20 protein-coding genes, 1 rRNA gene and 1 pseudogene are annotated in these 26,762 nt (G+C 61.7%); 8 read left to right on the forward strand and 14 right to left on the reverse strand.

Features of this window, described 5'->3' with window-relative positions; translation table 11 throughout:
* Nucleotides 1-160: 160 nt before the first annotated feature.
* Both rrf and mrdA read left to right on the forward strand, forming a co-directional pair.
* Nucleotides 161-276, forward strand: a 5S ribosomal RNA gene (rrf, locus tag BLV67_RS20140).
* A gap of 353 nt (nt 277-629) precedes the next feature.
* Complete coding sequence (gene mrdA, locus BLV67_RS20145; protein ID WP_056858820.1) at nt 630-2,522, forward strand: penicillin-binding protein 2; 1,893 nt, start codon at nt 630-632, stop codon at nt 2,520-2,522.
* Here mrdA and BLV67_RS20150 read toward each other — a convergent pair whose 3' ends face one another.
* Nucleotides 2,523-2,924 carry a GFA family protein gene (locus BLV67_RS20150; RefSeq protein ID WP_069786924.1) on the reverse strand — a complete coding sequence of 134 codons (402 nt, stop codon included), beginning with the start codon at nt 2,922-2,924 and terminating at the stop codon, nt 2,523-2,525.
* Between the two features lie 100 nt (nt 2,925-3,024).
* Here BLV67_RS20150 and BLV67_RS20155 point away from each other — a divergent pair, with 100 nt between their 5' ends.
* The gene (locus BLV67_RS20155; RefSeq protein ID WP_069786925.1) at nt 3,025-3,492 is read left to right on the forward strand and encodes an SRPBCC family protein; all 468 of its coding nucleotides are present in this window, start codon (nt 3,025-3,027) and stop codon (nt 3,490-3,492) included.
* 44 nt (nt 3,493-3,536) lie between these two features.
* Here the strand turns inward: BLV67_RS20155 and BLV67_RS20160 are convergent, their stop codons facing one another.
* Nucleotides 3,537-5,759 carry a TonB-dependent receptor gene (locus BLV67_RS20160; RefSeq protein WP_069786926.1) on the reverse strand — a complete coding sequence of 741 codons (2,223 nt, stop codon included), beginning with the start codon at nt 5,757-5,759 and terminating at the stop codon, nt 3,537-3,539.
* Between the two features lie 324 nt (nt 5,760-6,083).
* Between BLV67_RS20160 and BLV67_RS20170 the strand changes: the two genes are divergently transcribed.
* The 4 genes and pseudogenes from BLV67_RS20170 (at nt 6,084) to BLV67_RS20180 (ending at nt 10,018) form a co-directional block, all read left to right on the forward strand.
* Nucleotides 6,084-8,441, forward strand: coding sequence for a DNA polymerase II (locus tag BLV67_RS20170; protein ID WP_069786928.1), 2,358 nt, complete (start codon nt 6,084-6,086; stop codon nt 8,439-8,441).
* A 76-nt stretch (nt 8,442-8,517) separates the two neighbouring features.
* Nucleotides 8,518-8,619: pseudogene (locus BLV67_RS32620) on the forward strand (GNAT family N-acetyltransferase); the annotation flags it as partial.
* Between the two features lie 13 nt (nt 8,620-8,632).
* A complete protein-coding gene (locus BLV67_RS20175) occupies nt 8,633-9,253 on the forward strand; it encodes a glutathione S-transferase N-terminal domain-containing protein (RefSeq protein ID WP_065930264.1) in 621 nt (206 codons plus the stop codon).
* 177 nt (nt 9,254-9,430) lie between these two features.
* Nucleotides 9,431-10,018, forward strand: a complete 588-nt coding sequence (locus BLV67_RS20180; protein ID WP_069786929.1) for a DUF4174 domain-containing protein — start codon at nt 9,431-9,433, stop codon at nt 10,016-10,018.
* A gap of 107 nt (nt 10,019-10,125) precedes the next feature.
* Here the strand turns inward: BLV67_RS20180 and BLV67_RS20185 are convergent, their stop codons facing one another.
* Genes BLV67_RS20185 through BLV67_RS20240 form a run of 12 tightly spaced genes read right to left on the reverse strand, consistent with a single transcriptional unit; the run spans nt 10,126 to nt 25,498 of the window.
* Complete coding sequence (locus BLV67_RS20185) at nt 10,126-11,181, reverse strand: acyltransferase family protein (protein ID WP_069786930.1); 1,056 nt, start codon at nt 11,179-11,181, stop codon at nt 10,126-10,128.
* 22 nt (nt 11,182-11,203) lie between these two features.
* Nucleotides 11,204-12,613 carry a lipid II flippase MurJ gene (locus BLV67_RS20190; protein WP_069786931.1) on the reverse strand — a complete coding sequence of 470 codons (1,410 nt, stop codon included), beginning with the start codon at nt 12,611-12,613 and terminating at the stop codon, nt 11,204-11,206.
* Between the two features lie 2 nt (nt 12,614-12,615).
* Nucleotides 12,616-14,049, reverse strand: coding sequence for an O-antigen ligase family protein (locus tag BLV67_RS20195; protein ID WP_069786932.1), 1,434 nt, complete (start codon nt 14,047-14,049; stop codon nt 12,616-12,618).
* The gene (locus tag BLV67_RS20200) at nt 14,046-15,149 is read right to left on the reverse strand and encodes a glycosyltransferase family 4 protein (RefSeq protein ID WP_069786933.1); all 1,104 of its coding nucleotides are present in this window, start codon (nt 15,147-15,149) and stop codon (nt 14,046-14,048) included. Before BLV67_RS20200 ends, BLV67_RS20195 begins: the two co-directional genes overlap by 4 nt.
* Nucleotides 15,140-16,357, reverse strand: coding sequence for a glycosyltransferase family 4 protein (locus tag BLV67_RS20205; RefSeq protein ID WP_069786934.1), 1,218 nt, complete (start codon nt 16,355-16,357; stop codon nt 15,140-15,142). Before BLV67_RS20205 ends, BLV67_RS20200 begins: the two co-directional genes overlap by 10 nt.
* Nucleotides 16,358-16,365: 8 nt before the next feature.
* On the reverse strand, nt 16,366-17,694 hold the full coding sequence (locus BLV67_RS20210; protein WP_069786935.1) for a beta-galactosidase: 1,329 nt from the start codon (nt 17,692-17,694) through the stop codon (nt 16,366-16,368).
* The gene (locus BLV67_RS20215) at nt 17,684-18,874 is read right to left on the reverse strand and encodes a glycosyltransferase (protein ID WP_069786936.1); all 1,191 of its coding nucleotides are present in this window, start codon (nt 18,872-18,874) and stop codon (nt 17,684-17,686) included. The genes BLV67_RS20210 and BLV67_RS20215 overlap by 11 nt, the downstream gene beginning before the upstream one ends.
* Nucleotides 18,874-20,865 (reverse strand): GumC family protein, encoded by a 1,992-nt coding sequence (locus BLV67_RS20220; protein ID WP_065930256.1) that lies wholly within the window; start codon nt 20,863-20,865, stop codon nt 18,874-18,876. Before BLV67_RS20220 ends, BLV67_RS20215 begins: the two co-directional genes overlap by 1 nt.
* A gap of 14 nt (nt 20,866-20,879) precedes the next feature.
* Nucleotides 20,880-21,656 (reverse strand): polysaccharide biosynthesis/export family protein, encoded by a 777-nt coding sequence (locus tag BLV67_RS20225; protein ID WP_058420822.1) that lies wholly within the window; start codon nt 21,654-21,656, stop codon nt 20,880-20,882.
* 29 nt (nt 21,657-21,685) lie between these two features.
* Nucleotides 21,686-22,597, reverse strand: a complete 912-nt coding sequence (locus tag BLV67_RS20230; RefSeq protein ID WP_069786937.1) for a glycosyltransferase family 2 protein — start codon at nt 22,595-22,597, stop codon at nt 21,686-21,688.
* Nucleotide 22,598: 1 nt separating this feature from the next.
* Nucleotides 22,599-24,059, reverse strand: coding sequence for a mannose-1-phosphate guanylyltransferase/mannose-6-phosphate isomerase (locus tag BLV67_RS20235; protein ID WP_069786938.1), 1,461 nt, complete (start codon nt 24,057-24,059; stop codon nt 22,599-22,601).
* Entirely contained in the window at nt 24,059-25,498 is a 1,440-nt protein-coding gene (locus BLV67_RS20240) for an undecaprenyl-phosphate glucose phosphotransferase (protein WP_065930253.1), read from the reverse strand. The genes BLV67_RS20235 and BLV67_RS20240 overlap by 1 nt, the downstream gene beginning before the upstream one ends.
* 510 nt (nt 25,499-26,008) lie before the next feature.
* On the opposite strand from BLV67_RS20240, the gene BLV67_RS20245 reads away from it, so the two are divergent.
* The gene (locus BLV67_RS20245) at nt 26,009-26,638 is read left to right on the forward strand and encodes a LysE family translocator (RefSeq protein ID WP_069786939.1); all 630 of its coding nucleotides are present in this window, start codon (nt 26,009-26,011) and stop codon (nt 26,636-26,638) included.
* Nucleotides 26,639-26,762: the final 124 nt, after the last annotated feature.

The raw sequence follows: 26,762 nt of genomic DNA on the forward strand, positions 1-26,762 counted from the left end.
CATATAACACCCAAGCAATTTGACTACTCGAAAGAGCATCAGATTGCGGTGTGTGAAGACGAGATGAACCGAAAGTTCGACGCTCACAAAACACCGAAAGCTGTCACATACCCAATTTGCTGAAGCGAAGCCATCTGGCTACGACTCAGTACCCGAATTTCTTGACGACCATAGAGCATTGGAACCACCTGATCCCATCCCGAACTCAGTAGTGAAACGATGCATCGCCGATGGTAGTGTGGGGTTTCCCCATGTGAGAGTAGGTCATCGTCAAGATTAAATTCCGAAACCCCTGATTGCTAACGCAATCAGGGGTTTTGTTTTGGGCGGTCGAAAAGCGCCAAGCGACTTCGAAGCCTCCGCGCCTTGATCAGCTCAATCGGCACCCTCCAGACCGCCATCCTCACACGCGCCCTGCACAACACTGGAGGGGCATCGGAGTGATCGCACTTCCGGGATTGAGGCCTTTTCGAGCACAAAATCGGTGCTTGTCTGACAAAACACCATGCCGTTGGGGAAATCAATGCAAAGTGTTTCTGCATTTTTGGTAAGGTGCAGCACATTTCACAAGGATGGATATTTCACCCGCAGGATGCGGCGTCGACCTTCTTCAACGAGATGCTGTAGAAATGCCTGAACCGATACCGATCAAGGATCACGAAAAAGAAAACCGCCTGGTCAACAAGCGCTTGCTTGCCTGCGCACTGTTGGTGATTGGTATTACCTGCGCCCTGGTCGGGCGTATGTATTTCCTGCAGGTGGTGCAGTACGACTATCACTCGACGATTTCCGAGAACAACCGGGTCCATGTACTGCCGATAACGCCGACGCGCGGGCTGATTTATGACCGCAATGGCGTGGTGCTGGCCGACAACCGTCCCAGCTACAACCTGACCATCACTCGTGAGCGCACCACTGACCTCAAGGGCGAGCTGGACGCTATCGTCAGCCTGTTGCATTTACCCGCCGAAGACCGCGCGGTATTCGACAAGGCGTTGAAGCAAGCCCGTCATCCGTTTGTGCCGGTGACGCTGTTCTACGAATTGACCGAAGAGCAGATTGCCGTGCTGGCCGTTAACGAGTTCCGCTTGCCGGGCGTCGACGTCGAACCGCAGTTCGTGCGGCATTACCCGTTGGGCGCGCATTTTGCCCACTCGATTGGCTACGTTGGTCGAATCAACGAAAAAGAATCCAAGGCCCTCGACTCGGTGGAGTACCGCGGTACCCAGTCCATCGGCAAGACCGGTATCGAGCGTTTCTACGAGTCCGAGCTGCATGGCCATGTCGGCTATGAAGAGGTCGAGACCAACGCTCAGGGCCGCGTGTTGCGCGTACTCAAGCATACCGACCCGATCCCCGGCAAAAACATCGTGCTGAGCCTCGACGTCAAGCTCCAGGAAGCCGCGGAAGAGGCCTTGGGCGATCGCCGTGGTTCGGTAGTGGCCCTCGACCCGCAAACCGGCGAAGTGCTGGCCATGGTGAGTAAGCCGAGTTTTGACCCGAATCTGTTCGTCACCGGCATCAGCTTCAAGGAATATGCCGCGCTGCACGACTCCATCGACCGACCGCTGTTCAACCGTGTGCTACGCGGCCTTTACGCGCCCGGCTCGACCATCAAGCCGGAAGTGGCCATCGCCGGCCTCGACAGTGGCGTGGTGACCGCGCAAACCCGAGTGTTCGACCCCGGTTACTACCAACTGCCCGACTTTGATCACAAATACCGCAACTGGAACCACAGCGGTGACGGCTGGGTGGACATGGACGCAGCCATCATGCGCTCCAACGACACCTACTTTTACGACCTGGCCCACAAGCTGGGTATCGATCGCCTGCACGACTACCTGGCCGAGTTCGGCCTCGGTCAGAAAGTCTCCCTCGACATGTTCGAAGAATCAGCCGGCCTGATGCCTTCCCAGGCCTGGAAGCGCGCGACGCGGCGTCAGCCCTGGTTCCCGGGCGAAACTGTGATTCTCGGCATTGGTCAGGGCTATATGCAGGTCACGCCATTGCAATTGGCCCAAGCCACTGCATTGATCGCCAACAAAGGTGTGTGGAACCGGCCGCACCTGGCCAAGACCATCAACGGCGTGCCGCCGGTGGACGAGAACCCGATGCCTAACGTGGTGCTCAAGGACCCGCGTGATTGGGAGCAGGTCAACCACGGCATGCAACTGGTGATGCACGACCCCCGTGGTATCGCCCGTGCGGCGGCGGCCGGTGCTCAATATAGGATCGCCGGCAAGAGTGGTACTGCGCAGGTGGTGGCGATCAAGCAGGGTGAGCGCTATAACCGCAACAAGACCCTGGAACGCCATCGCGACAACGCCTTGTTCGTCGGCTTTGCGCCCGCCGAACATCCGAAAATTGTGATCTCGGTGATGATCGAAAACGGCGAGGCCGGTGGCCGCGTGGCAGGCCCGGTAGTGCGGCAGATCATGGACGCCTGGCTGCTGGATCAGGAAGGCCATCTCAAGCCGCAATATGCGACCCCCGCGAAGGCGCCCGGTGACCCGCACGTCTAGTCAAGTCTTCCACTCATCCCAGTGCTCTACGCCTGCGTAAGCAAGCCAGGGCACATCATGGGCCGTCCAGATGTGCGAGGTGGGCCGCACGCCAGGGTCATCATCCAGCGTCGCCACCCGCACAATCACATGGGGCTGATGCCGACGCTCAGCCATCAGGTGAGAGCCGCAGCGCGAGCAGAAATGCCGGAGCTTGCCCGGTGAAGATTCAAACGACGACAGCAGCGCCTCACCCTGCATCCAGCGAAAGTGCTCGCGCATGACTCCGGCCGTGGCCACGAATGCGGCTGCATGCACCTTGCGGCAACTGTCGCAATGGCAGTGGCTGATGGGCATGTCCAAGCTGTCGATTTGATAGCGCACGGCTTTGCAGAAGCAACTTCCATTCAGCGGGTCAGTCATACACGTATTGCCTGATTAAGGACGGAGACAATCATCATTGCTTACAACCTGAGGTTGCGCATTGTTTGTTGTCGCCTACTGTCAATGGAGGAGGTGACTTATGCATGTATTAGATCGCATCGAACGAAAAGTCCTGCTCAACGTACCACGCAAACAAATCTGGGAAGCGCTTACCAATGCCGAGCAATTTGGCGAGTGGTTCGGAGTCGCCCTCAAGGGTAAAACCTTTACCGCTGGAAAAACCATCGAGGCGCCGATCACCTACCCAGGCTACGAACATGTGGTGTGGAAGGCGGAAATCGTGCGCATCCTGCCCCAAACCCTGTTCTCATTCAGATGGCACCCTTACGCTGTGGAGAAGGGCGTCGACTACGACCACGAAACACCGACCCTGGTAGAGTTCACCCTCGAAGACCGCGCGCCCGGCATCGTGCTGCGGGTAGTCGAATCCGGTTTTGACGCAGTGCCCGAAGCCCGTCGCCAAAAAGCCTTCAGGATGAATTCCCGAGGCTGGGACGAGCAAATGGGCAACATCGAAAATTACCTGAACCAGGCCCGCCGCGCCTGAGCCAGCGATGCGCAAATCCGCTGGCTCAGGTGGTTACAACCCGTTTAGAAATCCACCGTCGCCGAGAACTTGGCCACACGTGGATCACCTTGGGTCAGGTAACCGCCCAGCGCCGATTCCCAGTATTTGGTATTCGCCACGTTCTCCACCGTCGCGCCCAGGCTTACATCACGCTGGGCCACCTTGAAGTTGTAGCGAGCGCCTACATCGAAGCGGTTCCAGGCCGGCAGGCTGAGGTTGTTCGCCGCATCGGCATACTGGCCGCCGGTACGCAGCATACGGCCATTGACGCTCACGCCTTGCAGGCCCGGCACATCCCAATCCACGCCGGCATTAAGTTGGAAGGACGGCACGCCAATGGCGCGGTTGCCGTCGTTGGCGCCGTTTGCCGTGCCGTTGACTTCGGTGTGGATGATTGTCGCGCCGCCCAGCAGGCGCAAGCCGCTGACGGGTTCGCCGAAGACGTTCAGCTCCACACCTTTGTTGACTTGCTCGCCCTGGAAGACAAAGGTCGCGGTGCCGTCCGCATTCAGTTGGGAAAAACCCTGGGTCGGCTGCTCGATTCGGTACACACCCAGCGTTGCGCCGTAGGTGCCCATGTCGACCTTGACGCCGGCCTCGGTCTGTTTCGAGCGCGCGGGTGCAAACGTCTGGTTGGCGTTGGTCACGATGGCGCTGCTGAAGGTAGACGGTGCAGTCGGCCCTGACGCCAGGCCTTCGATGTGGTTGGCGTACAGCGACACATGCTCCCACGGCTTGAACACCAGGCCATACACCGGCGTGGTGATGCCCTTGGCGTAGTTGGCGGTGCGTGTACCGGTGCCGTAGGCGTAGCCCTGAACCACCAGCTCCTGGCGACGCAGGCCGGCGGTGAACAGTAAGCGGTCATCCATAAAACCGAAGGTGTCCGACATCGCCGCGCTGCGGGCGAAGGTCTTGGCGGTGATGCCAGGGTCGTTCAGGTCGCTGCCGGAAGTGAAGCCTCCTTTGGCTGGAGCGCTCACATCGGCCGGGTTGTAAATATTGGTCGGCTGGCTGCCGGAGGCAAAGTCAAAGGCGTTGCGGGTTTGGGTCCAGATGCCGGTCAAGCCGAGGTTCAATTTGTGGCTGACAGCGCCGGTCTGGAATTTGCCGTTCAGGCCAGCCATCAGGCTGGTGTTGTCTTCCTGATGCGCAATGTTCGAGCCGCTGACTGTGGCATTGCCCAGTGTGTCCCTCAAGGTCACCGACGAATAGCGGCCCAGCTCGTTGGTGTGCTTGGCGCCGCCGGCGATGTAGGCGGTCCAGTTATCGTTGAGGTCATACTCGCCGCGCAACATGCCGAAGGTGTCTTCCAGGCTGGTGGTGCCCCAGTTCGGCGCGTAGTTGGTGTCGGCCGACGGCGCATTCGGGATATGGGTCAGCCCATTGCCGAGCAACACCGTGTTGCGTCCGCCATTGACCTGCTGCTTCTGATAAACAAAGTCGCCGGACACCCGCAGGGCATCGCCGCGATAGTCCAGGCCGATCGAAAACAGCTTCGAACGCTGGCTTTCGTCGTCGATGGCGGTGTCGCCTTCGCGCTGGGAAATATTCACCCGCGCGCCAAAACGGTTGTCTTCGCCGAAGCGCTGGCCGACGTCCAGGTGTTCACCCACCCGGCCATCACTGCTGATATCGGTGCTCAAACGGCGCAAAGGCACATCATCAGCGCGCTTGGGTTGCAGGTTGACGCCGCCGCCGATGCCGGAGCCGCTGGGTGTGACGCCGTTGATGAACGCGTTGGGGCCTTTGAACACTTCAACCCGTTCCAGGGCATCGGTGGACATGATCTGGCGTGGCAGAATGCCGTACAAACCGTTGAACGAAATATCGTCACCATTGAGCGGCAGGCCACGAATCACAAAGGCTTGAGCCTGGTTCGCATAGCCCGACGCCTGGCGCACGGACGAGTCATTGAGCAGCACGTCGCCGACGGTTTGCGCGTGCTGCTCGCGGATCAACTTTTCGGTGTAGGAGGACATGCTGAACGGCGCGTCCATGATGTCCTGGTTACCCAGCACACCTAACTGGCCGCCGCGCGCGACCTGGCCACCGGCGTAAACCGGCGGCAATGCATTCGGTGCAGGTGCGTCGGCACTGATAGTGGTGGCCCCCAATTCCAGTGTATTGCCGTCCGGGCGGTTGTTGGCATCTGGGGTTGCCGCATGAGCAGCCAGGCTCAGGGAGCAGCAAAGGGCAAGCAGGGCAGGGCGAAACGGCGCAGAAATTCGGTTGCAGGAGGGCATGGTCGATCCGGACGGCGAACCGTCAATGTGAGGAAAAGGGCAACAACGTTGCGCTTCCTCACTGCGCGGATACGACTCCGGCGCGAATGATAGTAATTGTCATTAATATTTCGCAACCGTTTTGTGAAATCGTTGTCCGCGCAGGCGCGAGCTGCCGACCAGCGGCGGCGAAGGTGCGTTCGGCAGGCGCGTCTTCGGCCGCCTGGGCAAGGGCGATGGACCCGGCGCGGAGTACAAACGCAAAGGTTAATGCCATCGCCCATCGCGTTTGCCCGGATGCCGAGTAGAATCACGCCCTGAAAGCGATTCCTGAGGTGCGGTACGGTGGATTTACAGCAGGGTTTTGTCCTGACCCGGCATTGGCGCGACACGGCGGCGGGCACGGAGGTCAGTTTCTGGCTGGCCACCGACCAGGGCCCACGCTGTGTGCGCCTACCCGTGCAAACCTCGGTGATGTTTATCCCGCAAGCCCATCGCAAGCCGCTCGACTGGTTGCTCAAGGGCGAGCGCGACATCGAACTGCGCCCGTTGCAATTGTGCGATTTTCACCATCGTCCCGTCCTGGGTCTCTACACCCGCCAGCACCGCCAGTTGATGGACCTGGAAAAGCGCCTGCGCGCCGCCGGTGTCGACGTTTACGAAGGCGACGTGCGCCCGCCCGAGCGTTACATGATGGAGCGCTTCATCACCGCGCCCGTGTGGTTCGGCGGTACGCCGGATGCCAGCGGCACCTTGCTTGAGGCGCAGATGAAACCTGCGCCGGACTATCGCCCGCCGCTCAAACTGGTGTCCCTGGACATCGAGACCACCGCCCAAGGCGATCTGTATTCCATTGCCCTGGAAGGCTGCGGCGAGCGTCAGGTATATATGCTCGGCCCGCCAAACAAAACCGATGCAGTGGACTTCAAGCTCGACTATTGCGATACCCGCGCCCAACTGCTCGAACGCCTCAACCAATGGCTGGCCGCCCACGACCCCGATGCAATCATCGGCTGGAACCTGGTGCAATTCGACCTGCGCGTGCTCCACGAACATGCCCAGCGTCTCAACGTACCGCTGCTGCTTGGCCGTGGCGGTGAGGCCATGGCCTGGCGCGAACATGGCAGTCGCAACCACTACTTCGCCGCCGCAGCCGGGCGGCTGATTATCGACGGCATCGAGGCCTTGCGTTCGGCCACCTGGAGTTTCGAATCCTTCAGTCTGGAAAACGTCGCGCAAACCCTGCTCGGTGAAGGCAAGGACATCTCCACGCCGTACCAGCGCATGGACGAAATCAACCGTATGTTCGCCGAGGACAAGCCTGCGTTGGCGCGCTACAACCTCAAGGACTGCGAGCTGGTCACGCGGATTTTCGCCAAGACCGAACTGCTCAAGTTCCTGCTCGAACGCGCCAGCGTCACCGGGCTGCCGGCCGACCGTAATGGCGGCTCCGTGGCGGCGTTCACGCACCTGTATATGCCGCTGATGCACCGCCAGGGCTTTGTCGCACCGAACCTGGGCGACAAACCGCCCCAGGCCAGCCCCGGCGGGTTCGTGATGGACTCGCGTCCCGGCCTCTATGAATCGGTGCTGGTGCTGGACTACAAAAGCCTTTACCCGTCGATCATCCGCAGTTTTCTCATCGACCCGGTGGGCCTGGTCGAAGGCCTCAAGCACCCGGACGACAGCGAGTCGGTAGAGGGCTTTCGCGGTGCACGTTTTTCCCGCACCCGGCATTGCCTGCCGTCGATTGTCGCGCGGGTGTCCGAAGGCCGCGAAGTGGCCAAGCGTGAACACAACGCGCCATTGTCCCAGGCCCTTAAAATCATCATGAATGCATTTTACGGCGTGCTTGGCTCCAGCGGTTGCCGGTTTTTCGATACGCGGCTGGCGTCTTCGATCACGATGCGTGGGCACCAGATCATGCGCCAGACCCGTGAACTGGTGGAGGCCAAGGGATATGACGTGATCTACGGCGACACCGACTCCACCTTCGTCTGGCTCGGCAGCGCGCATGCTGCGGATGACGCCAGCCGCATCGGCCGCGAACTGGTGCAGCACGTCAACGAGTGGTGGCGCGCGCATTTGCACAACGAATTCGGCCTGCAAAGCGCCCTGGAGCTGCAATACGAAACCCACTTCAGCCGCTTCCTGATGCCGACCATTCGCGGCGCCGAGGAGGGCAGCAAAAAGCGCTACGCCGGCTTGGTGATACGCGCCGACGGCAGCGAAGAAATGGTCTACAAAGGCCTGGAAACCGTGCGCAGCGACTGGTCGCCCCTGGCCCGGCAATTCCAGCAGGAACTCTATCAGCGCATCTTCCATCGCCAGCCGTATCAAGACTACGTGCGCGACTATGTGCGGCGTACCTTGAGCGGCGAACTCGACGACCTGCTGATCTATCGCAAACGCCTGCGCCGCCCACTCGACGACTACGAGCGCAACGTGCCGCCGCATGTGCGCGCCGCACGCCTGGCGGATGAATACAACGACCGCCTGGGGCGCCCGCGCCAGTACCAGCGCGGCGGCTGGATCAGCTATGTGATCACGGTCAACGGCCCGCAGCCGCTGGAAGTACGCCAGGCGCCGATCGACTACGACCACTACGTCACCCGGCAATTGCAGCCGGTGGCCGACGCGATCCTGCCGTTCGTCAATGATGATTTCGGCACGCTGGTCGGCGGGCAAATGGGCCTGTTTTAAAACGCTTGCCTGCGCGTGGGGCGCGCCTGCACTCTTGGCCTCTGATGACACCCTCAGACGGCGCAGCTTCCCATGACTCATGCCCGACGAGCGCAAGCGCAACTCGGTGCGGTTCAGCATCATCGGTTCGCAATGGCCGCCGGTGAAGGCCAACTTGCAGGCCAAACTGCAACGCTAAGGAGATAGCAGCCATGTACACGCTCTACGGCATCGACGAATCCGGTTCCTGCATGATCGAAATCGCCCTGCAGCGTTGCGCGGTGCCGTGGCGGCGAATCGACGCCAGTTCCTGGGAAGACAGCGAAGGCAGTGATGCCCTGGCACGCATCAACCCACTTAAACAAATCCCCACGTTGGTGACGCCCGATGGGCAAGTGCTGACCGAAAGCGCCGCGATCCTGATCCACCTGGGCCTGGAGTTTCCCGCCTCCGAGCTGCTTGCCGGCAACCGTGCGCAGATCCTGCGCGGGCTGGTATACATCGCCGCCAATTGCTATTCGGCGGTCGGCATTATCGACTACCCGCAACGCTGGCTGGGCAATGTGGATGACGCCGCACAGGCGCAATTGATCAGCGGCACGCGCCGTTACCTGCACCAGGCCTGGGTGGTGTTCGCCGAGCAGTTTGCCGACCAGTTGTTCGCCCCCGGCAATGTGCCGAACGCCCTGGGCATTATGGCGGCTGCGGTGTCGCGCTGGGACGCGGCACGGGAGGCGTTGAGCAACCTCGCGCCAGGCTTTGCCCAAACGCTGGCGCGGGTGGATGCCGACCCGGTGGTGGCGCCAGTGTTTGCACGTCATTGGCCGCAGTAAGAACGCCGCGTTATGGTTCCGCAATCAGAAGAAACAATGACTGATAACCCCATTTGAGCCCTTGCGTGGCAGGCTTACTGACCTACGCTTCTTAACGAGGTGTAGGAATCATCCTTGAAATTGACTGTCGCAGACATGAAACTCAAGAACCCTGCATGGAATTCAAAGGAGGTGCGCATGCTCATCCGGTCGCTGACCCTGGCTACCTTGATGGCTTTTACGGGGCCGCTGTTGGCCGCGGATGATATCAACCCACTCAAGCAGGACTTGAACAAGTCCCGCCCACTGGTGGTGGTGGAACTTGATTCCGGCAACGAAACATTGGCGACCCTCAAGAAACAGCTGGACGAGCCTGCCAACAAGCAGTCCTTTGAAGAACGCAACATGGTGTTCTACACCGTTAAGTTCGGCAGTATCGGCGCTGAAGGCGAGAAGTTCGCCAAGGATGCCAAGGACAACAAGAAGCTCACGCCGCCGGAGACCAACGCGCTGATACGTGCCCTCAAGCTGGGCGCTGGCAGTGGCACCAAGGTGATCCTGGTGGGCAAGGACGGTGAGAAGAAACTCGAGAAGACCGTGCCGCCGGATACCCTCGACTTGAGGGAGTTTTTCAGCGCCATTGACCAGATGCCCCAGGCTGAAAAAGACCTCGCCGCACCGGCTGAGCCTGAGCCTGCTGCTGCAGCTGCGCCGGCCAAGAATGGTAAACCTGCCAAGCCTGCAAAGGCCGGCAGCAAACCCGCTGCCTCACAACTCGATGATTGAACATACATGAGCTAATGTGGGAGCTGGCTTGCCTGGGATGCAGACACCTCGGTGTGTCATGTAAACCGAGTTGATGCCATCGCAGGCAAGCCAGCTCCCACATGGGGTCAGCGTTGTTCCAAAGGTTTCGGCGCCTTACGCACCGGAAACGGAAAGTAGAAAAACCGCAACAACGCCACCCGCTTGATCACTTCCCCGATCAGCAACGGCACCACCACCGCCACCACCAAACCGATGCACGCCGACAGCAACGGATGCAGGCCCACGCGCTCCATCAGGTCAACGGTCTTATGCTGAATCTCTCCATGAAAAATCAACAGAATCAAAGTGGACTGCCCGATGTACGTCATCACCCGCGTGATGACCGCCGATGCCATCAGCACCCGCGCCAGTGACCAGCTCGCGTACACACCAATCACCGCCAGCAGGCTGGTCCACAGCCAATGGTCGTAGCGCCGCTGCGCCAGGTCCATGGTGTCGTGGCTGTAGAGGAACACTGCGGCGAACAACACCACCGAAATCACCAGCGTCAGCAGCGAACCCTCGTGCCTGCGCAGCCAGTCGCGCAGCAGGTAGCCGTAGATGAAGTAAGTGCTGCTGATCAGGGTTATCTCGAGGCCGAAGGGTAAGCCAGGCAGGGTCCAGGTCTGCCCGCCGACCGTCACCGGTATTTGCCAGAACCACGGCAAAACCCGGATGCCGATCAGCAGTTGCACCACGATCAGCAGGCAACTGACGGGCAGTGACAGCTTCAGGCGCTGGATCAGGCGCAGCATCAGCCAACTGAACAGAATCGCCACCCAGAAGTGCGGCAGAAACCACAGCGCCTGCCAGGGGATGGTGTCCACCGAGGCATACAACACGCCGCCGACATCCGGCAGCAGCGGTTGGCCGCGCAGTACATCGCGCACCAGCACGTACACCAGCATGGTGAAGAAAAACGGCTTGAGCAGGCCATCGGCCTTGCGCACTGCCATCTCCACAAAGGGCTGCTCGGGCTTGAAGAACACCCCGGAGAGGAAAAAGAACAGCGGCAATATGAACGAAGCAATGATCGGATACTGCAACTCCAGGGAGTTGGCCACGAACCAGCTGTGGCCGTACACGATCAGCAGGATGCCGATGCCCTTGGCGATATCCATTTGAATCCAACGATGTTTCATCCAGTTGCCCCCGACCGATCGTTCATGCCTTGCGCCATGGCTTGAGCCACAGCCCCATGCCCAGCAACACCACGGCGCCGGCCAGGGTGCTTAACCCCAGTTGCAGCCACACGCCTTGAATTGGAAACAGCAGCAGCGCCGCCAGGCTCATCATCAGCGCACTGAGCAGCCAATGCCGCGTCCAGGGCAAAGCATTGAGTAATGCCTGGCGTTGCATCAGCAGCAGTGCGGTGCATATCACACCGGCCAGTGCGGCCAAGGGAATACCCGCCAGGCCAAACACAAACGGCAGCACGCCCAGCAGCAGCACATTGACGAGGCTGCCGAGCAGCTCGCAACGCAGCGGCTGGCGCGTATCGCCGGCGGCGTAGGCATAACGCGCAAGCAAGGCATTCCAGGCGCCGAACACCAGCGGCACGGCAAACCAGGCCAGCAGCAGCGGCAACGGTGAGTCCGCCGATTGTTTGGGCAGCAGCAGGGCCACCAGGCTCGGCGCCGCCGCCACCAGGCCAACACCGGCCGGCAAGGTCAGCACGCTGGCGGTTTCGAGGCCGCGCTTGAGCAGGGCCAGGCGCTCATCGCCCTGGCGTCGGCTCATCATGCCCAGCAGCACCTGGTTAAGGCTCATCAGCGCAATCAGCGGCAGGTTCATCAGCTTGCGGGCGAGGTTGACCCAGGTCACCGCGCCTTCGCCGAGCAGCGACGCCACCAGCCGTTCGATCAAGGCCAGGCCCTGGCTGGCGCCATTGCTCAGTAACAGCGGCCCGATGCGCTGGCCCAGCTCGCGCAGCGGCGCAAAGGACAGTTGCCAGCGCCACGGCCGCCAGCCCTGGCGCCAGAGCGACGGCAGCAACGCCAGCGGCATCAACAGGCTGCCGACCAGGCACGCCAAGGCGAGGGCATGCGGTTGCGTGGCCGTGCCCGCCAACGCCAGGTAGGTCACCGGCGGCAGGTTGAACAGCAATGAGCCCAACCCCGCCAGCACAAACCGCTCGCTGGCCTGCAACGGAATACTGAACAGCGCATGCAGCATCAAGCCGGGAACGCACCACGCGACGATTTGCAGGTTGCCGGCGGCCAGCGCCGTGGCACTGGCCGCCAGCCCCGGGCCGAGCAATTGCACCAGCCACGGCGCCAGCAACGTCAGCAGCAGGCTGGTGACCAGCGCAATCAACATCAAGGCCGGGAACAGCACTGCCAGCCAGTCAAGGCGCTCGCCGTGCTTGCGTGCCAGGTACAGCGGCAGCGCGGCGGCGCTCAATACGCCACCGGCCAACGACATGCGCAACGCCTCGGGCAAAAACAGCGCGATGAGGAAGGCGTCACTGCGTTCTCCGGCGCCCCACGCGGCCACCAGCAGCCATTCGCGGGCGAACCCCAGGCACAGACCCAGCAAGGTCGCAAGCGTCAGCCAGACGGCAGAGCCGAGCATGATTAAGGCCGCACGCCGTCAAGCAGCGGCTTGCGGTACACCACGGTCTTGACCTGCGGCAGGCGCGCCGGAAACAGGCGGCGGGCCTCCAGCACATTGATGCCGACCATCAGCCAGAACAGCGACACCATCACCACGGCAAAACTGAAGTAGTGGTCAAACAGGCCGCTGACCAGCGCCGACAGAATCCCGGCCGTGCTGCCCAGCCACAGCGCGTTGTCTTTGGTCAGGCGGATCGGGCCTTTTTCCGGGCGCGCTTCACGCCACCAGCGCACCGTCACGGCAATAAACAACAGCATGCCGACAATGCCGATCTTGTAGACGTAGTTCAGCCACAGGTTGGATATCCCCAGAAAGTGCGTGCCCGGCACCGGCGGGTCGACCTTGAAGCCGATGCCGAACGGGTAGGCTGCGACCGCCTGGGGGAACATGCGGTATTCGTCGAAACGGATTTCGGTACTGGCGTTATCCGAGGAGAAAATCGTCGCCAGGCGGTCCTGCAACGGCGGGTAAGCCATCACCAGCGCCACGGTCAGCGCCGCGCCGATCATCAACAAGCGGCCGGTATACGGCACGCGGCGCGTAGCCATCCAGATCAGCACCAACGCCAGGCTGACCATCGCCCCACGGCTACTGGCCAGCAGCAAGGCGGCGGCCCCCAGGCACGCCACGCCCAGGCCCAACCCACGCTTCCAGCCCTGTTCGGTCATGCCGAAGCAGAAGGCCAAGGGCAGCAGCAGGGCCATGATCCCGCCGATGGCATTCGGGTGCATCCACGGCGAGCCCATGCGCGAGGACATCGCCTCCAGGCCGAATTTGAGGGTGTCGAAGTTGCCGTAATTGAACAGCGCCAGCACCGGCGCAATGCCGGCGCCCGAGCGGGTGCGCACGAACACCGCAATCGACAGCACCAGCATCGCCAGGGTGCCCAGCAACAGGGCGATCACCAACGATTCGCGGTGCTTGTGGTCCACCAGCAACTTGGCGGCCAGAAACACCCCCGACAGGTTCAGCAACCAGCGCAGCCAGTTCGCCACGCCACTGCTGTCGGCGTGAATGGTGACCTGGCCGACGATAAACGGGAACACGCTGAACAGCATCAGCCACAGCAGCATCTGGTCGGTGGGGCGGCGAGTGAGGCTGGGTGTGGCCGGCACGCGGGCCAGAAAGCTGTGCCACAGCACCGCGCCCCAGGTCAGCGCCAGGATGGCTTCGCTGACCGTACTGCGAATACCCAGGTTGAGCGTGGAGTAGGGCATAAAGGTTGCCATCCCGGCGAACAGCAGCAAGCCCCAGAACGGGAAGCGCAAAATGGTCACCGCAGCGGCCAGTCCGATCACCGCGAGAAACGCCTTGGCCGGTGACAGCATCAAGGCGAGGGCGCCAAACAGCAGGCCGAACAGGATGGCGACGAGGCTTGCCAGGGAGAATCTCATTTCAATTCCTCGATCAGTTCGGCCAGGCGTTGGCGATAGGCAAGCGGGTTGTAACGCTGCGCCCATTGCCGACGTTGCTCGGGTGAGTCTTCATCCGCCTGATCGCTCAGGGCCAGCATCAATTGCACCAGCGCCGGGCCATCGGTGGGCGAAAAACGCGGCGCCGACGGCGGGGTGATTTCATCCAGCGAGGTGCCGCTGGCCACCGCCACCGGCGTGCCGACGCTCAGCGCTTCGATCACCGGCAAGCCAAAGCCTTCTGCATAGGACGGCTGCCACAGGCGCGTGGCCTGGCGATACAAGGCGTGCAGCTCGGCATCCGACACGCCGCTCAAGGCGCGAATCCCCGGCAGGCTGCGCTGGGCTTCGGGCAGGTGGTCGAGGCTGCCGACCAACACCAGCTCCGGTACGGCGGGGGAGAGGCTGCGCGCCTGTTGCCAGGCCTCCACCAGAAACGGCACGTTCTTGCGCAGTTCGCGGGTGCCCACCAACAGCCAGTAACGCGGCGGCAGCCGGCGCGCGGTGAGGTCCGCCGCCAGTTCGATAAAACCATCGACCTGATTGGGCAGCACGCGCACTTTGCCAGCAGCCTTGGGGAACAACCGCGTGGTTTCATCGGCACTGTACTGCGACGGCGTCCACACCCGGTCGGCGCTGTGCACCGCATAGCTGATCGACAGGCGATCGCTGGTTTTGTAGATCAACGCCTTTAAACGGTTGGCGTGGTAGTTGTTCAACGTGATCTGGAACAGGTCGTGCAGCAGCACCACGGTGCGCAAGCCTTTGGGCTTGGGTGGCAGTGGCAGGCCCATATTGAAGGTGCTGATGTACAGGTCGATCTGTTGTTCACGCAAGGCCCTGGGCAGGAAACAGGCCTCGAACCTCAAGCGATTCTGTGGCTGATGCATGGCCGTCTTCGCACAGCCCCACGCCGGGCAGTGGGCCTGCAAGCGCGTTTCATCGCCCAGCGGCGCCACGGTGAAGCGCTCAAGCTCGATGCCGGGCAAACTGCGCAAGGCTGTTTCCAGCGCATACACCTGGCGGCTGATGCCCGATTGCGGTGAGGTGCCGACAGTGCGGTAATCCAGGCCTACACGCATAGGGGCTCCTTTTGATTGAGCGGTGCCAGTGAGTCATACACCTGCTCCAGTTGGCTGGCGGCGACACTCCAGTCATGGGCACGGCGCACATAGGCGCGGCCGGCTTCACCCATGGGCGCGGCGGCCTCGGGAAATTGCAGCAGGCGCACCACGGCGTCCGCCAGGCTGTCGGCACTTTGCCCGCCGAGGTAGTCCAGGCCTTCCACCAGGTCCAGGCCCGACACACCTTGCTCGGTGCTTGCCAGGGGCAACCCGGCGGCCAGCGCTTCGAGCACTTTCAATTTGGACCCGCCGCCATGGCGCAGCGGCGCCAGGAATACCGAGCAGCTCGATTGCAGGTTCAACAGGTTCGGCACAAACCCTTGCCACTCAATGCGCGGGTCTTTCCAACGCTCGCGCCAGCTGCCGGGCATGCCGAACCCGCAGACACTCATGCGCGCCTGTGGGCAGCGCTCCCAGACCTTGGGCAGGATCTCATCCAGCGCCCACTCGATGGCGTCCACGTTGGGTGCGTATTCATAGTTGCCGAGGAACAACACCCGTTGAGTCGACGGGTCGGGACGGGCGGCGGCGAAGTGATCGCAGTCCACGCCGTTGACCACCACCGGCACCGGTTTGCCGGCTATTTTTGCCAGCACTTGCGCGTCGGCTTCGGTGACGGCCACCACTTGCGCCGCCTGGCGCATCACCCGGTGTTCCCAGCGGCTGTAGCGCCATTGGTCGTAGCGAATGAACGGCAGTGCCCAGCGCGGCAGGCGGTCGTAGGTGGCGGCGCCCAACGCCGACTCCACGTTGTGTTCGGTCAGCACGAACGGCTGGGATTTGCGCGCCAGCGCATCTTCGTAGGGTTGGAAGGTGTAGGTGTGCTCGATCTGCACCACGTCCCAATGCTCGTTGAGCAGTTGCTGAAAAGTGTCCTGCAAGCCCGCCGACAGGCCATTCACACTCGCCAGCAGCGGGTAGGGCGCCAGCAGCCCGGCCACCAGGGTCTTGAAGCTGCGCAGCGGGCGGCGCGGCAGGATGATCACTTGTTCGAGGAAGGCTTCCAGCACCTGGCGGTCGGTCAGCGACACCGGGTGCTTGTCATGCAGCAGCAGGGTGATCCGATGCCCACGCGCGGCCAGGCTGCGCAGCAGGTGGAACTGGCGGGTCTTGCCGCCGCTGGTGGCGGGCCAGGGTGAGTAGGGCAGGATCCATAAAATGCGCATGGCAGGCCTCAATCCCATAACAGAATTTGCAGGTTCGACTTGACCGGTACGGTCAGGCCGCCGTTGCCACTCAGCGGGGTTTGCGTGCCGCGCAGCGGGTCGTACAGGGTCGCGCCGGCAAGGCCGGGCAAGTGCGCGTTGCCGCCCTGGGCCGACCAGAAATACCAGAGTTTGTGGCCGTCGGCGCGGGTCCAGCCGATGCTGAACAAGCCGTCCGGCAATTGATCAGCGGCGGGCGGGTCGCCGGGTGTGAGTTGCGGGCCGCTGACGTCGAGAAAGTTCTTCAAGGCGGTGTAGACCGGCTTGGGGTTGGCGTCGATGTCGAGCAAGCCGTAAGACTGGTCGCGCACGCTGGCGCGCTGGTCGAGGTCGCTCAAGGTGAACAGGAAGATCTTGTCGAAATCCATCGCGCTCATCAGCGCCACGCGGCGCACTACATAATCGGCCTGGCCCTGCAAGGTAATCAGGTCTTGGGCGTCTTTGGGGCCGGGGTAGGTCGACCAACCCCACTCGGTGCTCCACAGGGTGTGCACGCCAGCGGCGCGCAGGGACTGGTTGAGCGCCGTGGTCCTGGCGATAAAGTCCAGGTTCGCCGGGTCGTTGCCTTCGGGCAACTGCGTGTAAGGGTGATAGGAAATCACCGTGTTCAAACTGGCCACACCCAACGCGCCAAGGGCCGAGAGCATGGTCTGGCCGTTGGGCATTTCGCTGAAGAACGCCATGCCGGCGGCCACCACCGGTTTGTTGGCATTCACTGCGTGCAAAGCGGCGGCGCTGACGGTGAGCAAGTTCGCATAGCCGGCCGGGTCGGCCGCCGGGCGCCAGAAGCCGAGCAGGTTGGGCTCGTTCCAGACTTGCCAGGCATCCACGCTGGGGTAGCGTTGCGACAACAACGCCATGCGGTTGGCGAACACATTCGGGTCCTTGGGCGGGTACTGGTCCTGATACGGCGCACCGACCGGCGCGGTAGTGGCGAAAGACGCCGAGCCCACCAGGTAGAACACCGATTTGAGCTGGTTGGTTTGCAGGTTGGCGACCAACTGATCCAGGGTCGCGACCTGATACTGGCCCTCAGCGGGCTCCAGTTGGTCCCAATGCAGATCCAGGCGCACCCATTGCAGGCCCAGAGCCTTGAGACGGTCGATTTGCAGCTGATACAGCGTCGGGCTGAACCACAGGAACTGCGCATTCACCCCCAGAAAGTCCTTCCACACCACCACCTTGTTGCCCTTGAGCACATGGTTTTCGGCATCGGCCTGACGCCCCCACATAAAGACGCTCAGGCCAATTGCCGCGACCACGGCCAGGGTGGCTAACCACGTGCGTTTAGCTGCCATAAGGTGCTCCTGCAATGGCCTGTTCAAAGAGCTGCTTGAACTGCCGCGCGGTCAATGGCCACAGGCGCTCGCGGCCGATTTCACCGGCGCGTTCGGCCCAGTCGCGGGCCAGGGTCGGTGTGCGCGCCAGGCGCAGCAGTTGTGCACTCAAGGCCGCCACGTCACCTTGGGGATAAATCGCGCCATTGCCGCTGGCGACTTCTTCGGCAAACGCGCGCGCATCCGACGTGATCGCCCCGCGCCCGCAGGCTGCGGCCCAGGACAGCGCGCCACTGGTGCCACGCTGGCGCCCCAGCAGGCCGAGCTTTTTTGATTCGCGGTACGGCAGCACCATCACGTGGTGCGCCTGGATCGTCTGCGCAATCTCGCCCGCCGGCAGGTTCAGCCGCCAGTCAATGGCACCCGCCAGGCCAAGGTCGGCGATCTGGCCGTTCAACTGCTCCAGGTAATTGCCGCCTGCGCCAAACGCCATTTCGGCGGCCGTGCCACCGGCCAGGGTCAGGCGCACACGGTCACGCAATTCGGGGGCTTGCTTGAAGGCATCGGCCAATGCCTGCAACAGGTCTTCAATGCCTTTGCCACGGTAGATAAAACCGAAATACAGCAGGTGCAAGGTGTCCAGCGAGGGCAACGGTGCCGGCGCAATCGCCAGGTTGGCGTGGTTGATCACCGCCACTTTGCCGGCCGGCAGTTGCATGCGCTGTGACAAGCAATCGGCGCCCAGGCGGGTGAGGGTAATCAGCCGCGTCAGGCCTTGGGCGACCTGGCGTTCTTCACGCAAGGTCAGCGGGTCGGCCAGCACCACGGCCGCTTGCGGCAATGGGCTGGGCAGGCGCTCCAGCAGGTTGAGTGGAAAGGGCAGGTGCTCCCGCCGCCAGACCATGCGTTCGGGGTCATGCACGGTGGCGGTCAGCGGCAGCGTGGGATGGGCCTTGCGCAACTCGCGCAGGGCCAGGAACTCCCCCAACCGCCCGCCACCCAGCTCGGCGTGGACCAGGTCCACGCGTTGCCAGTCGAACCCGGCGATCGCCTGCTGGATTGCGGCAGTGCTGCCTTCCACGCCGCTCAACGGTGTCGCCACCGTCACGCCCAACTGCTCCAAGGCCGTCTTGAAATGGTTCGCGTAGTCGGCGATCCCGTTTTTTTCCGGCGGCAAAGGCGCGAGCAGGGCGATGCGCATCAGAACGCTCCCCGGTATTTGGCGATGGTTTTGAGCACCTTGGCCGGCACTTCGAATTTGCGCCGGTTGATGATGATACCGTCCACCTTGCCGAACGCGGTGTTGAGGATCGACAGCGCGTGTTCCACCACCGGCACGGTGCTTTTTTGCGCTTCCACCACCAAAGCGATCAGGTCGGCGCGGCGCAGGTTGATAAAGGCATCGCGGTTATCCAGCAGCGCCGAGGCATCCAGCAGGACCAGCTCGCCGGGTGCCGCCGGTTGCGCGCCGCCGACCCGCACGTTGATGCCGTTCTCTTGCAACAACTGGCGCAGTTGTTCGACCACAAAGCTCACACCCTCGCCATGGCGTGCCGAGGTCAGCCCCAACGTCATGCCGTGCTCGGCAATCCGTTCCAACTGCAGCAGCCCATACAGGCGGTAAATGCTCGCATTGAATGCGTTGGTACCCTGCGCGGTGCTGGTGTCCAGCTCCGGCAAGGTGGTCCACAGCGGCAGGCCGAACTTGCGCTCCACCAAGCCGCCGTCGTGAATGCGCTGGTCCAGCAGGTAGCACAGGTAAATCACCAACAGGCCGACGACGATCGAGAACGGAATCGCCAGCAGCAGCATCAGCAGGGTTTTCGGGAAGATCCGGCCTGGGTTCAGGGTGGCTTCTTCGATCACTGCAATGTTGCTGATCTGGCTCTTGTCCAGCTCACGGTCGATACGCGATTTTTCCAGGTTGTCCACATACAGCGCGTAGTTGCGCTCGGTGGCGCTCAGCTCGCGGGAGAGGCGCGTCAGTTCCGGTTCAATCTCCAGCGCCTCCTTGCGTTGCGCCTCAAGGTTGACCAGTTGTTTCTGCTGCTGAACCAGTTGGGTGCGCAGCGCCAGGTTATTGCTCGACTCATCCAGCAGCACGCGCTGCAAGTGAATTTCGAGGGTGTTCGGCGCGCGGTTTTCCGAGCTTTGCACCGTGTTGCTTTCACCGGCCACCTGCGCCTGCATCGCCCGAATCGACGCATCCAGGGCTTTGACCGGCGGCGCGTTATCGGTGTAGGTGCGCATCATGTCGGCCTTTTCCAGCAGCTTCTGGTTGAGCAGGCGACGCAAATCCTGTTGCTGCGGGTTCAGTGCGATCTGGCGCACCGTGGTGACTTCCTTGGGTTGGCCCTTGAGTTGGTCGCGGGTGCTCTGGATCGCGCTGTCGGACGAGGCGATCAGGCGCGTGGTGTTGAAGGTCTCGCCACGCAGCACATTGATGCGCTCGGACAAGTCTTCAAGACGATCGGTGATGCTCGCCGCGCCGATCTCGTTCAAGTGCTTGAGGATCTGCTCCTTGTAGCTTTTGATCTCGGTGGCGCTGGTATTCACCTGGCCTTCATAGAAGGCATACAGGCTCTTGCGGCCCAGTGCCTGGGTGCGTTCGGCGATGTAGGTCTCGACCCAGTCCTTGACCACTTGTTGGGCAATTTCCGGGTCGCCCCAGCGAAAGCTGATATCCATCACCGTGGAACCCACGGCGTGGCTGACCTCGAAGTTTTTCTCCAGGCTGGCGGCCAGGCGCTCCACGGGGGTGGTCTTTTCCAGGATGCCGACGGTTTCCAGTACCACGCGAATCCCGTCGAATACCGCGCCCACACCTTCCTTGACGTAGTACTTGGTGCGCTTCCAGAAGCCTTCCGGCGGCGGTGCGTTGGCGATCACTTCCAGGTAATGCTCGGCCACCGTGCGCACAATTGGCCGACCGGTCAGCAGGCGCTCCTCGTCGACAATCGGGTCGCGCTGGGTGCTGGGCATCACGATGGCCTGGCGGTTGCTGATCTCGATCGGCAAGGTCGAATCACGCCCCGGCTTGACCAGCAGGCGCGCGGTGGATTCGTACTTGGCCGGCAGCAAAAAGGCCCCCAGCAGGATGATCACCAGCGCCGCGATGGCCGCCAGTTTGAACTCGTGCCGAAAGATGAAGAACAGGCGCAGAAGATCACGAAAAGAACGGATCTCGATCATGGGATGTCGCTCCTTCAGTTATTGCCGCCGCTGGTTCGGGTGTAGTTGTAGCCAACCCCGATCGACTTGGTGAACGGGATCAGTTGGTTCAAGTAGGTATCCACGCCCTGGATGCGTTCGCCCACATTGGATTTGGGCACGAACACCACGTCACCGCGTTGCAGGTGCACCGGTTTACGTCCGTTGGGACCGGGCTTGAGGTATTGGCTGAAATCCAGGAAGTAGGCGTGATAGGCGCCCTGGGCATCTTCGCGCAGCAGCGCGACCATGCTCGCGTTGCCCGACGGGTTGACCCCACCGGCACCGACGATGGCTTGCTCCAGGGTGTTGGCGGTGCCCAGTTGCACGGCGGTGGGGTTATTCACCGCGCCGCCGACGATCACCGAGTTGCCGGGTGCCTGGTTGATGTTCACCGTCACCCGCGGTTCGCGATACACCGGCGCGAGCTTGTTGCTCAGCTCGGTGGCCAGCTCCGAGGGCTGGCGCCCGGCGACCTGGATCGGCCCCAGGAACGGGTAATTGATCTTGCCGTCGGTCTGCACCGTGTACAGCGTCAGCTCATAGATGGTGCTGACGTTGAACGCCGACAGCGTCGGCATTTCCCCGGCATCGCGCACGATGCGCAACTGGTCGCCGATGCGGATGCGCTCCACCGCCGGTGGCAGTTGCGCAAGCTGGTCGAGGGCGCGCTTGCCGTCTTCAACGGTCTGGTCGTCCGGCGGGACGATGCGTGCGGGCGTATTGCAGGCGGCCAACGCCATCATGGCCAGGACGAGCAAGGTTCGTTTCATCAAGGGGGACTTCCTGTAGGTCATGATGCTCACCTCCAATAACCGGGGAACATGCTGATGCGCCGCTTGAGGGCGAGGGGGAGCCGACGTTCCAGATGGCCCAGCCGGTAGCCGAGCAACTTGAACGCGCTGCGCACCAGTACTTCGGGCACGCGGTGCAATGCACCGGCTGCGCGCAATGCCGCGAGCTCAGCCAGTACATAGCGTTTACCTTCACCGCCGGCATCGCCGAACGCCTGGCGGATCCACGGCTCGCGACCGTAGAACACGCCAATGTCGAAGTAGCGGTGAAACTCATCCATGAGTCGGTAATCGTGGGAGTGGTACACCCGCGCCGTGGCGGCGTAACGCACGGTGTAGCCTTCGAGCAGCAGGCGCGCGGCGACGTAGGCGTCTTCGCTGCCGATCACATCGGCGGGGAAGCCGCCGACGGCCTGCAGGGCGCTGCGTCGGTACACGCAAAACGAGTCGGAACTGAAGCAGGTTTTGATCCCGAGCGTGGGCGCGTCGGCCATGCGCTTGGTGCGGCTTTGGTCCGGGTAATTGAAGTGCCGCGACTGTGCGCCCAGCACGCCGGCGCCGGGGTGCGGCAACTGGCGCCCGTAGGCCACGCCGGTGAGCGGGTCTTGCTGCAATTCATCGAGCAGGTTGGCGAAGGTTTCGGCATCGGCGGGGATCGCGTCCTGGGTCATTACGATCAGTGCCTCACCGCTCACCTGCTCACTGGCCCAGCGGCGTGTGCCGCCGTGGTTGAAATCACGTGCGTCGATCACCTCGACCCGAGCGCCGAATTCGCGAAAGCGCGCCACGGTGTCATCGCTGGACGCGCTGTCGACCACCAGCATCTCGTCCGGTTGCAGCGTCTGCATGTGCAGCGCAGGCAGCAGTCGCGCCAGGTGACTGGACGCGTTGCGGGTCGGGATGATCAACGAGGTGCGCATGTCACTTCTTCACTTCTGCCGGTGCACGCCCATAGATGTCGTCAAAGCGCACGATGTCGTCCTCGCCCAGGTACTCGCCGCTCTGCACTTCGATCATCACCAGGTCGATGATGCCGGGGTTGGTCAGGCGGTGCTTGTGCCCGGCCGGTATGTAGGTGGATTCATTGGCATTGATCAAAAACTCACGCTCGCCATTGGTGATCTGCGCGGCGCCACTGACCACCACCCAGTGCTCGCTGCGGTGATGGTGCATCTGCAACGACAGCGAAGCCTGGGGCTTGACCACGATGCGCTTGATCTTGAAGCGGCTGCTTTCCTCCAGCACCGTGTAGGTACCCCACGGCCGCGTAACGGTGCGGTGCAGGCTGAACGCCGGGTGGTTCTGACGCTTGAGTTCGGCGACGATGTAGCGCACATCCTGGCTGCGGTTGGCGTCGGCGATCAGCAACGCATCGGGGGTGTCGACGATGATCAGGTCGCGCACGCCGACGGCGCCGAGGACGCGCTTGGGCGAGTCGATATAGCAGTTGTGCACGTCATGCAAAATCGCTTCGCCATTGACCTGGTTGCCATGCGCATCGCTGGGCGTGAGCTGGCGCAGCGCTTCCCAGGAGCCGATGTCGCTCCAGCCGATGTCGCAGGGCACCACGGCGACTTGCTTGGACTTCTCCATCAAGGCCACGTCGATGGAAATGTCCGGCGCGCTGCCGAATGCATCCGCATCGAGTTCGCGCTGGCGTGAGGTTTTGTTTTGCAGGCCATGGCTGTGCTCCAAAGCGGCTCTGGCAGCGGTCAGCACCTCGGGGGCATGGGCGGCGAGTTCGTCCACCAGGGTGCCGGCCTTGAAGCAGAACATGCCGGCGTTCCACAGGTGCTTGCCGCCGTCGAGGTAGGCTTGCGCGGTGGCAAGATCAGGTTTCTCGACAAAGCGTTTGACACGGTTGCCGGTGCCCAGCGTGTCACCTTTTTCGATATAGCCAAAACCGGTTTCCGGGTGATCGGGCTGGATGCCGAAGGTCACCAGGTAGCCGGCTTCAGCCAGGTCGCGGGCCTGGGTCACCGCCTCGGCAAACGCGACTTCATTGAGGATCAGATGGTCGGCGGGCATCACCAGCAGCTGTGCGCTGTCACCGAAATGCTCCTGCACATGCAAGGCCGCCACGGCGATGGCCGCTGCGGTGTTGCGCCCGAAGGGTTCGAGCAGCAGGTCCAGGGGCAGGTGGGCCTTGTTGACCCCACGGTAGTCGTCCAGGGTACGAAACAGCAGGTCGCGGTTGGTCACGGTGAGCACGCTTTCCACGCCGGGCAACTTGGCCGCGCGCTGGAAAGTCTTTTGCAACAGGCTCTGCCCGTCACGCATGCGCATGAAGGGCTTGGGCATGTTCTGCCGCGAAACCGGCCACAGCCGCGTACCCGAACCACCGGAAATGATGCAGGGAATTAATCCGTTGAGGGTGTTCATCAATAGACTTCCTTGGTGGAGAGGACGGCCGGGACCGTCATGAAGACGATGTACAAGTCAAACCACACCGACCACTTGGAGATGTACTCCAGGTCGTACTCGACACGTTTCTGGATTTTGAACAGGGTATCGGTCTCGCCCCGATAGCCGTTGATCTGCGCCCAGCCGGTGATGCCTGGCTTGACGCGATGGCGCGAACTGTACTCGCTCACCGCCACTTCGAACGGAATGCCTGCGGCTTTGGTGGCCGTGGCATGCGGGCGCGGGCCGACCATGGACATATTGCCCAGCAGCACGTTGAACAGCTGCGGCAGCTCATCGATGCTGGTTTTGCGAATGATGCGGCCCACGCGGGTGATGCGCGGGTCTTTGCGGGTGGTCTGTTGTTCGGCGGTGAAGTCGCTCTGGTCGGTGAACATCGAGCGGAACTTGAACACGCGAATTTCGTTGTCGTTGTAGCCATAGCGGTTCTGGCGAAACAGCACCGGGCCTTTGGAGTCGAGCTTGATGGCGATGGCTGTGAGCAGCATCACCGGCGACAACGCCACCAGGGCCAGGCTGGCCAGCAGTAAATCTTCACAGCGCTTGATAAAGGGCGACCAGCCGCGCAACGGTAACTGCGAGGTATTGAACATCAGGATGCCGCCCACGTCGGTGATGCGGCTGTGGCCGTAGCGCAGGGCGGCCATGTCGGGCACCAGCATCACATTCACCGACATCTGCCGCAGGCGGTTGACCAGCCCGTGAATACGCTGCTCGGCGGCCCACGGCAGGCAGATCATCACCTGGTTGACCTGCTCGGCACGGATCAGTTTTTCCAGGTCACGGGTATTGCCCAGCAAGGGCAGGTTGCTCAATTCCTTGGGAATGCGCTCGGTGCGGTCGTCAATAAAACCGATCAGGCCGGAGCGGATATCGCCATTGCGTTGCAGGTGGTCGGCCACATGCACGGCGGTGTCGGTAAAGCCCAGGATCACTGTGCGTTGCAGGTACTTGCCCTTGCGCATCAGGTTGCGATACAGGCGCAGCATCAACAGGCGTTCAGCGCAGAACAAACCGAGGCTGGCGATGTACCAGACCACCAGATTGCGCGGGGTTAATTGCGGGAAAAACTGCAGGATCTGGTACATGAACAGCAAGATGCAGAACGCCGCTGACCAGGCGACGATGCTGGTACGCAGGCGCAGGCGATTGCTGAACAGCTCTTCGGAGTAAATCCCCAGGGCCTGAAACAGAATAATGCTCAGGACTGCGAAAAACAGCAGCAGACCGAGAAAGTGGGAACGCATCTCGGAGGCCAGCGGGTCAAGGAACAACACCAGCACCAGCGGCGGCAAAATCGCAGTCAGGCCATGTACCAACTTGACGAAAACAACAAAAAATTCAACAAATCCAGCACGGGTCAGAAACAGGCTATCGACTGACGACTTTTCTCGCATAACAACATCCCTCATTGCACTCCAGGCTCTCTGTTCGACTACTTCACCCTGCTTGATAAGAGGGCAAATCGAACGACGGCTATGCTGGGTAAAACGCAACTATTTCATCCACGTGCAACCGTCCAAATGGAGGAAATTGGCAGGGGCAGTGACTAAAGGAGTGTTCCTTTTATTGGCTTAGTCAGAAAATTGACTGTGGAGCGAAGGTGGTATTCCAGACACGTTGGTAGGTGTTTTTATATGTCATGTTCTTGACCTTCCTTGTTCATGCACTCGGTCATGGGGAGTGATTTTGAGTGTAGGAACAAATATGGGAATTTTCCTGCCCGATGAGTAAACCTTTTTTGAAAGGGGCAGAAAAAGGGGACAAAGACGGCACGGCACTGCCAGCAAACAAGGCCTTGGAGGCGAATATTTTTTACAGAGGGTAGAAATGTATCCAGCACAATTTTTTGTTTGCGCAGGGTTCAACGATTAACCTGCGGGCTTTCTCTGGCGGACGGTTTGAGCATGATCGACCTGGCAACCCTCGCGGTTTTTTCCGGCGCTGTTTTGCTGTTGCTGCTGTCACCGGGGCCGAACATGGCATTTGTCATCAGCCACGGCGTGAGTTATGGCTGGCGTGGTGGCGTGGCGTCGAGCCTAGGGATCTGCGTGGCGGACGTGTTGCTGACCGCCTTGACGGCCAGCGGGGTCACCGCCTTGGCCGCCAGTTGGCCGCCGGCGTTTGATTTGATTCGTTACGCCGGGGTGATCTATCTGTTGTGGCTGGTGTTCAAGACCTTGCAAAAAAGCACCGGCCTGGACATGACCCAGGTCCGTCGCGTGCATTTGCGGCACGTGTTTGTGCAGGCCATGCTCAACAGTTTGCTCAACCCTAAGGCGTTGCTGTTTTTCATGGTGTTCCTGCCCCAATTCGTCAGGCCCGAGGCGGGCTCCATCGCCATGCAGCTGTGGGTGCTGGGCGGCGTTCTGACCCTGATCGCCGGAGTTTTTCATGCCTTGCTGGGCATTTTTGGCGGGGCGATCAGCCGAGTGTTTGCGGGCAGTCGCCACAGCGCCAGGCTACAGAAATGGGGCCTGGCGACCGTGCTGATGCTATTGGCGGCGCGGTTGGCGCTGATGTCCCGGCCAGCCTGACCCACCGCCTTCGCAGCCTCGCTAAAGCTCGACAGCTCCCACAAGGGATCGGCTGTGTTAGTCAGGTTTCGGTTCGCAGGGCCATCGCGGCATGCGCAAATCCCGCCAGCGCAGCAGTTCAACT

This window comes from Pseudomonas salomonii (assembly GCF_900107155.1).
GTDB lineage: Bacteria > Pseudomonadota > Gammaproteobacteria > Pseudomonadales > Pseudomonadaceae > Aquipseudomonas > Aquipseudomonas salomonii.

Coding starts and splice junctions, on each gene's coding strand:
- BLV67_RS20235 (WP_069786938.1), bottom strand. CDS start 24,059: ATGAACACCCTCAACGGATTAATTCCCTGCATCATTTCCGGTGGTTCG.
- BLV67_RS20220 (WP_065930256.1), bottom strand. CDS start 20,865: ATGATCGAGATCCGTTCTTTTCGTGATCTTCTGCGCCTGTTCTTCATC.
- BLV67_RS20205 (WP_069786934.1), bottom strand. CDS start 16,357: ATGCGCATTTTATGGATCCTGCCCTACTCACCCTGGCCCGCCACCAGC.
- BLV67_RS20225 (WP_058420822.1), bottom strand. CDS start 21,656: ATGAAACGAACCTTGCTCGTCCTGGCCATGATGGCGTTGGCCGCCTGC.
- BLV67_RS20180 (WP_069786929.1), top strand. CDS start 9,431: ATGCTCATCCGGTCGCTGACCCTGGCTACCTTGATGGCTTTTACGGGG.
- BLV67_RS20175 (WP_065930264.1), top strand. CDS start 8,633: ATGTACACGCTCTACGGCATCGACGAATCCGGTTCCTGCATGATCGAA.
- BLV67_RS20215 (WP_069786936.1), bottom strand. CDS start 18,874: ATGCGCATCGCCCTGCTCGCGCCTTTGCCGCCGGAAAAAAACGGGATC.
- BLV67_RS20185 (WP_069786930.1), bottom strand. CDS start 11,181: ATGAAACATCGTTGGATTCAAATGGATATCGCCAAGGGCATCGGCATC.
- BLV67_RS20195 (WP_069786932.1), bottom strand. CDS start 14,049: ATGAGATTCTCCCTGGCAAGCCTCGTCGCCATCCTGTTCGGCCTGCTG.
- BLV67_RS20230 (WP_069786937.1), bottom strand. CDS start 22,597: ATGCGCACCTCGTTGATCATCCCGACCCGCAACGCGTCCAGTCACCTG.
- BLV67_RS20155 (WP_069786925.1), top strand. CDS start 3,025: ATGCATGTATTAGATCGCATCGAACGAAAAGTCCTGCTCAACGTACCA.
- BLV67_RS20160 (WP_069786926.1), bottom strand. CDS start 5,759: ATGCCCTCCTGCAACCGAATTTCTGCGCCGTTTCGCCCTGCCCTGCTT.
- BLV67_RS20245 (WP_069786939.1), top strand. CDS start 26,009: ATGATCGACCTGGCAACCCTCGCGGTTTTTTCCGGCGCTGTTTTGCTG.
- BLV67_RS20150 (WP_069786924.1), bottom strand. CDS start 2,924: ATGACTGACCCGCTGAATGGAAGTTGCTTCTGCAAAGCCGTGCGCTAT.
- BLV67_RS20210 (WP_069786935.1), bottom strand. CDS start 17,694: ATGGCAGCTAAACGCACGTGGTTAGCCACCCTGGCCGTGGTCGCGGCA.
- BLV67_RS20200 (WP_069786933.1), bottom strand. CDS start 15,149: ATGCGTGTAGGCCTGGATTACCGCACTGTCGGCACCTCACCGCAATCG.
- BLV67_RS20190 (WP_069786931.1), bottom strand. CDS start 12,613: ATGCTCGGCTCTGCCGTCTGGCTGACGCTTGCGACCTTGCTGGGTCTG.
- BLV67_RS20240 (WP_065930253.1), bottom strand. CDS start 25,498: ATGCGAGAAAAGTCGTCAGTCGATAGCCTGTTTCTGACCCGTGCTGGA.
- mrdA (WP_056858820.1), top strand. CDS start 630: ATGCCTGAACCGATACCGATCAAGGATCACGAAAAAGAAAACCGCCTG.